This is a genomic window from Cupriavidus sp. IK-TO18, from assembly GCF_015549295.1.
Taxonomy (GTDB): Bacteria; Pseudomonadota; Gammaproteobacteria; order Burkholderiales; family Burkholderiaceae; genus Cupriavidus; species Cupriavidus oxalaticus_A.
The window spans coordinates 101,200-113,298 of record NZ_JADGMP010000005.1; the positions used below are offsets into that span (position 1 = coordinate 101,200).

The following is a 12,099-nucleotide window of genomic DNA, read 5'->3' on the forward strand; positions in this document are numbered from 1 at the left end:
CAAGACTGACAGGAAGCCACATGCAAATCGATCCCTCTATCTTCAAAGCCTATGACATCCGCGGCATCGTGGGCAAAACGCTCACTCGCGAGGTTGCGCGCCAGATCGGACTGTCGTTCGGCTCGGCGGCCGTAGAGCTGGGTGAGAAGTCGATCGTGGTCGGCCGCGACGGGCGGCTTTCGGGACCTGACCTGATCGGTGGACTGGTAGAAGGCCTGCGCGCCGCCGGCCTGGACGTGATCGACCTCGGCATGGTCGCCACCCCCATGGTCTACTTCGGTACCAACATCGAGCTCAATGGCGTCCGTGCCACCTCCGGCATCATGGTCACCGGCAGCCACAACCCCCCTGACTACAACGGCTTCAAGATGGTCCTCGCCGGCCAGGCCATCTATGGCGAGCAGATCCAGGGCCTGCGCCTGCGCATCGAGGCGGGCGACTTCACCAGCGGTGCAGGCATCTACCAGAAGGTCGATGTGCGCCAGAAGTACCTCGACCGCATCATCAGCGACGTCAAGCTCGCCCGCCCGATGAAGATCGCGCTCGATGCCGGCAATGGCGTGGCCGGCGCGTTCGTCGGCGACCTGTTCCGCGGCCTGGGCTGCGAAGTGACCGAGCTGTTCTGCGACGTCGACGGCAATTTCCCCAACCACCACCCCGATCCGGCGCATATCGAGAACCTGCAGGACCTGATGAAGACCCTGCGCGAGACCGATTGCGAGCTGGGCCTGGCCTTCGACGGCGACGGCGACCGGCTGGGCGTGGTGACCAAGGATGGCCAGGTCATCTTCCCGGACCGCCAGCTGATGCTGTTTGCCGAGGAAATCCTGTCGCGCAATCCGGGTGCGCAGGTGATCTACGACGTGAAGTGCACCGGCAAGCTGGCCCCGTGGATCCGCGAGCACGGTGGCGAGCCGCTGATGTGGAAGACCGGCCATTCGCTGGTCAAGGCCAAGCTGAAGGAGACCGGCGCGCCGATCGCCGGCGAGATGAGTGGCCACGTGTTTTTCAAGGACCGCTGGTATGGCTTTGACGACGGCCTGTACACCGGCGCGCGCCTGCTGGAGGTCCTGTCGCGCCACGCCGACCCGAGCGCGGTGCTGAACGCGCTGCCGAACGCCAACAATACGCCGGAGCTGCAGCTCAAGTGCGCGGAAGGCGAGCCCTTCACGCTGCTCGACAAGATCAAGGCGAACGCCACGTTCGAGGGCGCGCGCGAGGTGAACAAGATCGATGGCGTGCGCGTGGAATACGCCGATGGCTTCGGCCTGGCGCGTCCGTCGAACACCACGCCGGTGGTGGTGATGCGTTTCGAAGCGGATAACGACGCCGCGCTGGCGCGCATCCAGGCCGAGTTCAAGCGTGTGATCCTGGCCGAGAAACCGGATGCTCAACTCCCGTTCTGAGCGCACGGCGGTGCCGCCGGCATCGCCACCTTCGCCCGATGCAGTCGGCGCGGCCGGCGTGGTGCAGCCCATGCCGGCCGCAGTGCCGTTCACGCTGCCAGAGCGGCCGCGCATCCTGCTGGTCAAGGTGTCGTCGCTCGGCGACGTGGTGCACAACATGCCGCTGGTGCACGACCTGCGCGCGCGCTGGCCCGGTGCCGAGATCGACTGGGTGGTGGAAGAGGGCTATGTGGAGCTGGTGCGCCTGTTGCCTGAGGTGCGGCGGGTGATTCCGTTCGCGCTGCGGCGCTGGCGCAAGCGCATCCTGCAGGGCGCGACCTGGCAGGAGATCGGTGCCGTGCGCAATGCCTTGCGCCGGGAGCGCTACGACGCCGTGATCGAAAGCCAGGGTCTGCTCAAGACCGCGGTGGTGGCGCGTGTGGCGACGCGTGCGCAGGGTGCGCCGATCATCGGGCTGGGCAATGCGACGCAGGGTTCGGGCTATGAGCCTGCGGCGCGCCTGTTGTACACGGACTCGGTGCGCGTGCCGCGCCAGACCCATTCGGTGCAGCGCTCGCGCCTTCTGGGCGCGGCGCTGACGGGGATCGCGCCAGTGGAGCCGCCACGGTTTTTCGGGCCGGCGGCGCAGTCATTGCATGTCGACGACCCGCTATGGGCGGACTTGCCGGCGCGCTATGCCGTCTGCTTCCACGCGACGGCGGGAGCGCGCAAGAAATGGGCGGTGCAGAACTGGCACGCGCTGGGCAACCGCCTGGCCGCCGAAGGCCTGACCATGCTGCTGCCGTGGGGCAACGACAAGGAGCGCCAGGCCGCCGAAGAGATTGCCGCGGGCGTGCCGCAGGCACGCGTGCTGCCGAAGTTCTCGGTTATGCAGGGCTTTGGCCTGATCAACCGTGCCGAAGTGGTGATCGGAGTCGATACGGGCCTGGTCCATATCGCGGCGGCGCTGTGCCGGCCGACGGTGGAAATCTATACCGCGACATGGCGCTGGAAGACGGAAGGGTATTGGTCCGACCGCATCGCCAACGTCGGCGACGACGGCGTGGTGCCATCGGTCGATGAAGTCTACGAGGCCGCCTGCCGCGTGCGCGGGGTCGCTGCCTGATGCTGCGCCTGATCTATAGCTTGTTGTGGGTGGCGGTGCTGCCGCTGGCGCTGTTGCGGCTGGCATGGCGCGCGCGCAAGGAGCCCGGCTACCTGCACCATGTCGGCGAGCGGCTGGGTATCTATGGCAGCCTGCCGAACCAGGGGCCGTGGCTGTGGGTCCACGCCGTGTCCGTGGGCGAGACCCGTGCCGCGCAGCCGCTGATCGAGTCCTTGCTCGGCGCCTATCCGCGCCATCGGCTGCTGCTGACGCATATGACGCCGACCGGCCGCCAGACCGGCGCGCAGCTGTTCGGCAACGAGCCGCGCATCCTGCAGTGCTACCTGCCATACGACTTGCCATGGCTGGTGCGGCGGTTCTTGCGGCATTTCCGGCCCGAGGCGGGGATGCTGATGGAAACCGAGGTGTGGCCGAATGTGGTGCACGGCGCGCGCAAGGCGGGCGTGCCGTTGTACCTGGTCAATGCGCGCCTGTCGCCCCGCAGCTTCCGGCGCACGGCGCGCTTCGGGCGCGCGGCTTCGGCGATGTACCGCGACTTCGCGGGCGTGCTGGCGCAGACCGCCGGCGATGCTGAGCGCTTTCGCCAGCTGGGCGTGCCGGCCGTGCAAATCACGGGCAACCTCAAGTTCGACATGCAGCCGGCGCCGGCGGGCATGGCGCTGGGCGAGCGGCTGCGCAAAACCTTCAGCGGCCGCCAGGTGCTGGCCGCCGCCAGCACCCGCGAAGGCGAGGAGCCGCTGTTGCTCGATGCTTTCTCGCGCTGGCAGGCGCTGGCCGGCGACGTGCCGCGCCCGTTGCTGCTGCTGATCCCGCGGCATCCGCAGCGCTTCGATGAAGTGGCGGCGCTGGCGGCGCGCACGGGATTCTCGGTGGCGCGCCGCAGTGCGCTGGATCTCGATGCCGAGACGGCGCCCGTGGACGCGGATATCCTGCTGGGCGATTCGATGGGCGAGATGGCGATGTACTTCGCCGCATCGGACCTCGCCTTTATCGGCGGCAGCCTGTTGCCGCTGGGCGGGCAGAACCTGATCGAGGCGTGCGCGGTCGGCACGCCGGTGCTGATCGGCCCGCACACCTTCAACTTTGCGCAGGCGACCGAAGACGCCATTGCCGCGGGCGCGTGCCTGCGCGTGGACAATGCGGATGAGCTGGTGCGCACCGCCGGCAGCGTGCTGGCGGACCGCGCGCGGCTGGCGGATATGCGGGCGCATGCACAGACTTTTGCCGGGCTGCATCGCGGCGCTACCGTACGTACGCTGGCGGCGCTGGCGCCAGCCCTGGAACACTAAGCGGCAGGTCAGGGCTCCGCAGGAGCCTTGACCAGTGCATCCCACTGCAGCGCGATCCGTTCGAGCGCAAAGCCGGCTGCCTTGCGACGCCCGGCGTCTGCGAGCCGGGTGGCGGTCGCCGGTTCGCCGATCACGGTCAGCAGCGCTTGCGCCAGCGCATCCGCATTGCCTGTCGCGACCACCAGCGCGTCTTGCCCGGGCGTCAGCAGTTCGCGTGGGCCGGTCTCGCAATCGGTCGAGACGATGGGCAGGCCAAACGCCATGGCTTCGATCAGCACCAGCCCGAAGCCTTCGTATCGCGAACTCAGGCAGAACACCGACGCGCGCCCGTACGCTTGCTCCGGATCGTGGCAGATGCCCGGCAGGCTGACGCTGTCCTGCAAGCCCAGTTCAACGGTCAGCGCGGTCAGCGCCGGGCGCTCCTCGCCCTCGCCGTGAATCAGCAAATGCCATCCCGGCGCCTGCGCGGCGACTTGCTGCCAGGCATGCAGCAGCACATCGAAGCCCTTGGCCGCAACCAGACGGCCCATGGCGAGCACCGTCTTCTGCGCGCGCGGCGCAGGTTCGGGTGGCATCGGGAACGGCAGGGGGTTTGGCAGGCAGACGATATCGCTGCGTGGCCGCAGCGCTTCGCGCCAGCGCTGGCGGTCGCGCTCCGTCAGGACCACGACCTGCCGGCAGAAGCGTGCATCCAGGCGCCGCGCCAGCTTGCGCGCCGGCTTGCCGAGGTCCTCGTCGAAGTGGCAATGCTCCCAGGCGATATGGTGCAGGCCCAGACCGGCGGTGGCGGGCAGCACGAACAGCGCGAGCATGGTGTCGACCTGCACCAGCACGTCGGTCCGGTGCGCACGGCAATGGCGGTGGATGCCGGCCACGGTGGCCAGGTAAGCCCGCTTGAACGAAGGCCGCTGCGCAAACAGCGCTTCATGCCGGATACGCGGATCCAGCGCGAACTGGCTGGCCGGGTCCCACAGGCTCAGAATGGTCACGTTATGGCCGAGCGCGGCCAGCGCATTGGCGACTGTCGCCGTCATGCGCTCGGCGCCGGCCATGGCGTTCAGCGTGCCGGTCAGGAAGCAGATGTTGCGGCCGGAAGGCGAGGGATGCGTGGTGGTGGGCAAGGCGTTCTGGGCGATCCGAGGTGTTCTAAGGCACCCGGAGACACGAAAGGCCGCGACCGGCATCCGGCCGCGGCGAGACATGGGGCGCACGTTACACTAGACGGCAGCATTGTGCAGCCGGCAATGCTGAAACTTGCATGAATCCGCCACGCTCTAAGCCAGCATGAAGCGCGGACGCTGCCATGCGATCGTCAATCGCTTGCACAGCGGCGTTCCCGCCCAAGTTACAGGAGCTTACTGAGATGCAGACACCCCTTCGCGGCACCTGCCGGAGCATCGGCCTGCGCAGCGCGGCCATTGCGCTTGCCACCGCAGCCGCCACACTCGCCGCCTGCACCACCGCGCCGGCACCAGGGCTGCCCAGCGCCGGCGCCAATCTCAACCAGGCGCAGCCGTCCGGTCCCAGCCGTTGGGAACTGGTGCGCTGGCAGCTGGCCGACGGCACGCTGCGCGACATCCCGCATGGCGACAACGGCGAGCCCATCATCTTCGAGTTCAGCGATGGCATCGATGCCGCGCAGGGCACGGTCAGCGGCACCAGCGGCTGCAACCGCTTTACTGGCAGCTATGGCAAGACCGACACCGGGGTGCGCTTTGACCGCGTGGCTGGCACGCGCATGGCTTGCCCGCCACCGCGCATGGAACTGGAGTCGGCGTTGCTCAAGGCGATGCAGGCATCGTTCACCACCGTCGGCACGCAGCCGTCGGCGGCCAGCACCGGGCGGCAGATTGTCTGGAAAACCGCCAGCGGCGACCTGCTGCAGTTTGCCGAGCGCGAAGGCGTGGGCAGGCGCGGCGCGAGTGCCGCGGCGGGTGGCGTGGAGAAGATCGTTTATATCGATTCGCAGCGCGTGGAATGTTCGGGCGTCGGCAAGATGATGTGCTATCGCTGGCGCGAGTCGCCGGACGCGCCGTGGCAGCTCTGGTACGGGCCGATCGAAGGGCTGGATTTCGAGCAGGGGGTGGCGTACAAGCTGCGCGTGCGCGAATACCAGGTGCCGAACCCGCCGGCCGATGCGTCGTCGATACGGTGGGAGTTGCTGAAGGTGGAGTCGCGGACGCGGGCGCAATAGCTGCTGGTTTGCTCCCCTCTACCGCGTGCGGGAGAGGGGAGCAAACCAGCGCATCTCCGGCATCACCAAGGAAAAAAGGGCCGCAGTTGCGGCCCGTTTGCATCGTGTCAGTGGGATCAGGAGCGCGGCGTCCCGCCATCGCGCCGCACACCGCGGCGATCCGCGGTGGCAGCCTTTGCCGCCGCCTTGCCGCCAGCCTGCCCCGGCACCGGCAGCTTGTACATCGACCCCGGCACCGAAGTCAGCAGCGTATTGATCTGCACCACATCCTCTTCCTGCAGCACGCCGGTCGACGCCTTCAGCCGCAAGCCGTTCATGATGGTGTCATAGCGCGCCTTGGCCAGGTCGCGCCGCGTGGAGAACAGCTGCGCCTCGGCGTTCAGCACATCGATATTGATGCGCACGCCGACCTCATAGCCGAGCTGGTTCGATTCCACCGCGCTCTGCGCCGAACGCTCCGCAGCCTCCAGCGCCTTGACCTGCGCCAGCCCGTTGGAGACGCCGGAGTAGGTCTGCCGCGCCGTCTGCGCCGCCGTGCGGCGCGCGAATTCGAGGTCGCTCGCGGCCTTGTCCGCCAGCGCGATGGTCTCGCGCACGCGCGACTGGATCTGGCCGCCGGAGAAGATCGGCATGGTCAGCTGCACGCCGATCTGCGACGCGTTGTAGTGGGTCGAGATGACCTGCGTGGCGCTGCCGGTCTGGTTGTTGAAGCCGTACGACGCCACCAGGTCGACCGAGGGCAGGTGCCCGGCCTTGGCCTTGTTGGTCTCGCGCTGCGCGGTTTCCAGGTTGTAGCCGGCCAGGTTGACCTGCGGGTTGCTGGTTTCGGCCTGCGCTGCCCAGGCGTTCACGTCCGGCGGTTGCGGTCCGGGAATCAACGCCTCGGAGCGCAGGCCCATCAGTTCGTCGACCGGCTTGCCGGTGATCTGCTGCAAGGTGGCGCGCCGGATTTCCAGGTCGTTTTGCGAGGCGATCTCGGTCGAGGTGGCCAGGTCGAAGCGCGCCTGCGCGTCGTTGGCGTCGACGATGGTGGCGGTGCCGACCTCGAAGTTGCGCTTGGCCTGTTCCAGCTGCTCGCCGATGGCCTTTTTCTGCGCGCGCGCCAGGTACAGGTTGTCCTGCGCGGCGAGCACGTCGAAGTAGGCCTGCGCGCTGCGCGTGATCAGGTCGAGCTCGGCCTGGTGGAAGGTGACTTCACCGGCCAGCGCGGCCAGTTCGCCCTGCTTGTAGGTTTCCCAGCGGTCCCAGCGGAACAGCGGCTGGCTCAGCTGCAACTGCCAGTTGTTGTTGTTGAAGAAACGCGTGCCCGAGGCGCTGGGCGAGCCGCCGATCGGCAGCGAGGCAGTCTGGTCGAGCTTGGTGCGGTTGGCGCCGGCGGTGCCGACGACCTGCGGCAGCAGTCCGGCGCGGCCTTGCGGCAGCCGCTCGCGCGTGGCGAGCAGTTGCGAGCGGGCGCTGGCGAACTGGGCGTCATTGGATTGCGCATCGCGATAGACCTGCAGCAGGTCGGCCGCGCCTGCCGGTGCCGCGGGCAGCATGGCAAGCAGCGGGGCGAGCAGGGTAGCCGCGATCGCCAGGCGTGTCCGGATCGCTCCGGGCAGGGCGTTGGGCGCAAACTTCATGACAGCTCCAGTTTGCCGGGCGCGGGGCCGCGGCCTGTGGTTGTTTCTTCTTCGGAATGCTGCTTGCGGCGCGAACGAAAGCGGCCGGCCCGCGCGGCCAGGCCGTGCCTCGCTTCAGTACTTCGGCATGGCCGGGTCCACTTCGCTGGCCCAGGCGTCGACGCCGCCGGTCAGGTTGTAGACCCTGGCGTAGCCCTGGCGCTCCAGGAACGCCGCCACCTGCATGCTGCGCATGCCGTGGTGGCAGATGCAGACGATGTCTGCGTCCTCATCCAGTTCGGCGGCGCGCGCCGGGATGTCGCGCATCGGGATATGGGTGATGCCGGGCATGGCGCAGGTCTGCACCTCCCAGCCTTCGCGCACATCCAGCAGGACCGGCCTGGCGCGGCTGGCATCGGCCAGCCACTGGGCCAGTTCGGTCGGCTTGATCACCTGCATGATTGGACTGTCCTCAGAACTGGAACTGCGACGGACGGGCCGCGCCCTGCAGGGGCTTGACCGCGGTCTCGAACAGGTTGACGACCTGGTACTCGGTTTCGGACACGCGCGTGATCAGGCGCGCTTCCATCACCGGCAGTTCGCCCACGATGGCGGCGATGCGGCCGCCCACCTTGACCTGCGACAGGATCGACTGCGGCAGCGCCGGCAGCGAGCCGGAGATGCAGATCACATCGTACGGCGCCGCGGCGGCCCAGCCGTCGGCGGCATTGCCTTCGGCGACGTCGACATTGGTGATGCCGGCGTTGGCCAGGTTGGTGCGGGCCAGCTCGACCAGCTCGGGCACGATGTCCACGGTCAGCACGTGGCGTGCGCGGTTGGCCAGCAGGGCGGCCATGTAGCCGGAGCCGGCGCCGATTTCCAGCACGTTTTCATGCTTGCGCACGGCCAGGTCCTGCAGGATGCGGGCTTCGACCCGCGGCGGCAGCATATTCTGCCCGGCGGGCAGCGGGATCTCCATGTCGACGAACGCCAGCGAGGCGTACGCGGCCGGGACGAACTGCTCCCGCTTGACCACCGCCAGCAGGTCCAGGATTTCCTGGTCCAGCACGTCCCACGGGCGGATTTGCTGTTCGATCATGTTGAATCGGGCTTTTTCGAGATCCATCTTGCCATTCCTTACCAAGGCCAACCGCTGTCGTTCTGTGCGCCGGCCGCGCGGTGCCCACGGCCGGACAGTCTTGTCTAACCCGCTATTTTAACCTTGCGGGCGCCGTCGGGTTCATTCCGCGCTGGCCTCCGTGGGCCCCGGCAATTCCTGCGTGGCCGGACGGGCGGGCGCGGCCGCGGCGTGGCTTGGTGACGGCGCGGCCGCCTTGCGTTGCCACAGCCGGCGCAACCACGCCCCGAAATCATCAAGATACGTATAGATCACAGGCACCACCACCAGCGTCAGGATCGACGAGGTAATGATCCCGCCGATCACCGTCTGGCCCATCGGCGCGCGCTGCTCGGCGCCTTCGCCCAGGCTGAAGGCCAGCGGCACCATGCCGAAGATCATCGCCAGCGTGGTCATCAGGATCGGGCGCAGGCGCACGCGCGCCGCTTCCACCAGCGCGGCCTCGCGCGACAACGGCTGGCGGCCCTCGCTGCCGTCAGGTCCATCGACGTGACCCTGCCGCGCCTGGTTGGCAAAGTCCACCAGCAAGATCGCATTCTTGGTCACCAGCCCCATCAGCATGATGAAGCCGATGATCGAGAACATATTCAGCGTCGAGCGGAACAGCAGCAGTGCCGCGAACACGCCGACCAGCGTGAGCGGCAGCGAGGTCATGATCGCGATCGGCTGGAAGAAGCTGGCGAACTGCGACGCCAGGATCATGTAGATGAAGATCACCGCCAGCGCCAGCGCCGACACGGCGTAGCCGAAGGACTCGTTCATCGACTTGGTCGAGCCGCCGAAACGGTACTTGTAGCCCGCCGGCCAGTTCATGCCGTCCAGCGTGGCCTTGACGTCGCGCGCCACCTCGCCGGCCGAGCGGCCGGCGACGTTGGCGGTCAGCTCGACCTCGCGGTTCAGGTCGCGCCGGCTGATCTGGTTGGCGCCGGTGGTCGGCACCAGCTCGGCGATCTGGCGCAGCGGCACCATCCTCGGCGAGCCGTCGGCGTTGGCCTGGCTGCTGGCGATCATCAGCGCGCTCAGGTCGGCCATGCCGGTGCGGGCGTCCCGGGGCAGGCGCACGCGCACGTCGTAGTTCTCGTCATCGGGGGCGCGCCACGAGCTGATGGCATCGCCCGCCAGCAGCGGGCGCAGGGCGTTGCCGATCTGCGCCACGCCTACGCCGAGGTCCGAGGCCAGTTCGCGGCGGATGCGGACCTCGATGGTGGGGCGGTCGTCCTTCATGCTCGAATCCAGGTCGGCCAGGCCGGGGATCGCCCGCATGCGCTTGCCGGCTTCCTGCGACAGCCGGCGCAGTTCGTTGAGGTCGTCGCCCTGGATCGAAACCTGGATCGCCTTCTGGCCGCCCGCGCCGTCGGGCATGCCGACCATGGTCAGCGTGATGCCCGCGATGCCGGCCAGCCGCTCGCGGATCAGCGGGTTGAGCTGCGCGGTCGAGAGCTTGCGTGCGCGCCGCTCGGTCAGGCGCACCGAGACCAGCGCGTTGTTGCGGCCCGAGGCGTTGCCCGAGTTGATGGTGGCGTAGGTGTAGGCGACTTCCGGGAAGGATTTCAGCGCGGTTTCCACCTGCCGCACCTTGGCCTCGGTGATTTCGATTGACGTGCCCACCGGCGTGGTGAACCCGACCTGCGTCTCGCCCAGGTCCGCGTTGGGCACGAATTCCGTGCCGATCAGCGGCACCAGCGCAAAGCTGCCGAAGAACGTCACCGCCGCGATGATCGCGGTCGCCATCCGGTGCTTCAGCGCCCAGCCCAGCATCGCGGCATAGCCGTCGCCAAGCCGGTCCATGCGCGCCGAGAACCAGTCCAGCATCCGGCCGATGGTGCGTCCGTACCAGCTCTTCTTGTTGCCGGTGCCGTGCAGGTCGGGATCGTGCCAGACCGACGACAGCATCGGGTCCAGCGTGAACGAGACGAACATCGAGATCAGCACGGCAGCCACCACCGTAATGCCGAACTGGTGGAAGAAGCGCCCGATGATCCCGCCCATGAAGCCCACCGGCAGGAACACCGCCACGATCGAGAAGGTGGTGGCCAGCACCGCCAGCCCGATCTCGTTGGTGCCGTCCAGCGCCGCGCTGCGGTGGTCCTTGCCCATCAGGTTGTGGCGCACGATGTTCTCGCGCACCACGATGGCATCGTCGATCAGCAGGCCCACGCACAGCGACAGCGCCATCAGCGTGATCACATTGAGCGTGAAGCCGCACATGTACATCACGCCGAAAGTGCCGATCAGCGCGATCGGCAGCGTCAGGCCGGTGATGACCGTGCTGCGCCAAGAGCCGAGGAACAGGAACACGATCGCCACCGTCAGGAACGCGCCTTCCAGCAGCGTGGAGCGCACCTCCTTCACGCTGCTGCGGATGCCGCGCGCGGTGTCGTTGACCACGTTGAGCTGCACGTCGGCAGGCACCAGCTTGCGCACCTCATCGGTCATGCGCACCAGGCCGTCGACGGTATCGACGGTGTTCTGGCCCTGCGCCTTCACCACCGACAGGAAGAGGGCGCGCTTGCCATCGAGCAGCGCCAGGCTTTCCTGTTCTTCCTGCCCGTCGCGCACGTCGGCGATCTCGCCCAGCGTGACCGGCTGGCCGGCGCGGCGCGCCACGATGATCTTGCGGAAGGCGTCGGGCGTGGGCACGCGGCCCTTGATCTGCACCACGGTCTCGGTGGACGAGGACCGCAACTCGCCCGCGGGCAGCTCCTGGTTCTCGTTGCGGATCGCGTTCATTACCTGGTCGACGCCGATACCCAGCGCTTCCAGCTGCGCGGGACGGATGCGGATCTCGACCTCGCGCTTGGTGCCGCCGACGAGATTGATCGCACCCACGCCGCGCACCGTTTCCAGCCGCTTGCGCACGATCTGGTCTGCGATGGTGGTCAGCTCGCGCTGGCTGCGGTTGGCGCCCGGGGCATTGGACACCGACAGGTAGAAGATCGGCGCGTCGGACGGGTCGTAGCGCAGCACGCGCGGGTCCTTGACCTCGTCGCGGAACTGCGGCCGGATCAGCGCGATCTTGTCGCGCACGTCCTGCGCGGCCTGGCCGACATCGACGCTGAGGTCGAACTTGATGACGACGACCGAGGTGCCCTGGTACGAGTGCGAGAAGATCTCGTCGATGCCGGAGATGGTGTTGACGATCTCCTCGACCTTGCGGGTGACGTCGGATTCCACCGATTCCGGCGCGGCGCCCGGGTATTCGGTCTGTACCACCACCACCGGGAAGGTGATATCGGGGAACTGGTCGACCGGCAGGCGCTGGTAGGAGAACAGCCCGACCACGATGAAGGCCATCATCATCATGGTGGCCAGCACCGGGTTGCGGATGGACAGGCGAGTGAACCACATGGGGCGCGTTCCGGTTCG

The 12,099-nt window shown here is 67.8% G+C and carries 9 protein-coding genes; 4 read left to right on the forward strand and 5 right to left on the reverse strand.

The features are described from left to right. Window positions 1-20 precede the first annotated feature (20 nt). Genes IPF36_RS02910 through waaA form a run of 3 tightly spaced genes read left to right on the forward strand, consistent with a single transcriptional unit; the run spans window position 21 to window position 3,800 of the window. The gene (locus IPF36_RS02910; protein WP_195427283.1) at window positions 21-1,406 is read left to right on the forward strand and encodes a phosphomannomutase/phosphoglucomutase; all 1,386 of its coding nucleotides are present in this window, start codon (window positions 21-23) and stop codon (window positions 1,404-1,406) included. After that, window positions 1,387-2,511, forward strand: coding sequence for a lipopolysaccharide heptosyltransferase I (gene waaC, locus IPF36_RS02915; RefSeq protein ID WP_195427284.1), 1,125 nt, complete (start codon window positions 1,387-1,389; stop codon window positions 2,509-2,511). Before IPF36_RS02910 ends, waaC begins: the two co-directional genes overlap by 20 nt. Continuing rightward, entirely contained in the window at window positions 2,511-3,800 is a 1,290-nt protein-coding gene (gene waaA, locus IPF36_RS02920; protein WP_195427285.1) for a lipid IV(A) 3-deoxy-D-manno-octulosonic acid transferase, read from the forward strand. Before waaC ends, waaA begins: the two co-directional genes overlap by 1 nt. An 8-nt stretch (window positions 3,801-3,808) precedes the next feature. Here the strand turns inward: waaA and IPF36_RS02925 are convergent, their stop codons facing one another. Next, window positions 3,809-4,852, reverse strand: coding sequence for a glycosyltransferase family 4 protein (locus IPF36_RS02925; RefSeq protein WP_135706302.1), 1,044 nt, complete (start codon window positions 4,850-4,852; stop codon window positions 3,809-3,811). A 311-nt stretch (window positions 4,853-5,163) separates the two neighbouring features. On the opposite strand from IPF36_RS02925, the gene IPF36_RS02930 reads away from it, so the two are divergent. Next, a complete protein-coding gene (locus tag IPF36_RS02930; RefSeq protein ID WP_135705724.1) occupies window positions 5,164-5,994 on the forward strand; it encodes an META and DUF4377 domain-containing protein in 831 nt (276 codons plus the stop codon). Between the two features lie 116 nt (window positions 5,995-6,110). On the opposite strand, the gene IPF36_RS02935 is transcribed toward IPF36_RS02930, so the two are convergent. From IPF36_RS02935 to IPF36_RS02950, 4 genes are all read right to left on the reverse strand, one after another. Beyond that, window positions 6,111-7,616: a TolC family outer membrane protein gene (locus IPF36_RS02935; RefSeq protein ID WP_133092448.1), complete on the reverse strand. Its 1,506-nt coding sequence runs from the start codon at window positions 7,614-7,616 to the stop codon at window positions 6,111-6,113. A 114-nt stretch (window positions 7,617-7,730) separates the two neighbouring features. Beyond that, window positions 7,731-8,054, reverse strand: a complete 324-nt coding sequence (locus tag IPF36_RS02940; RefSeq protein WP_063240539.1) for a rhodanese-like domain-containing protein — start codon at window positions 8,052-8,054, stop codon at window positions 7,731-7,733. A 13-nt stretch (window positions 8,055-8,067) separates the two neighbouring features. Then, on the reverse strand, window positions 8,068-8,721 hold the full coding sequence (locus tag IPF36_RS02945) for a protein-L-isoaspartate O-methyltransferase (protein WP_135705722.1): 654 nt from the start codon (window positions 8,719-8,721) through the stop codon (window positions 8,068-8,070). Between the two features lie 114 nt (window positions 8,722-8,835). Next, window positions 8,836-12,081: an efflux RND transporter permease subunit gene (locus tag IPF36_RS02950; RefSeq protein WP_195427286.1), complete on the reverse strand. Its 3,246-nt coding sequence runs from the start codon at window positions 12,079-12,081 to the stop codon at window positions 8,836-8,838. Window positions 12,082-12,099: the final 18 nt, after the last annotated feature.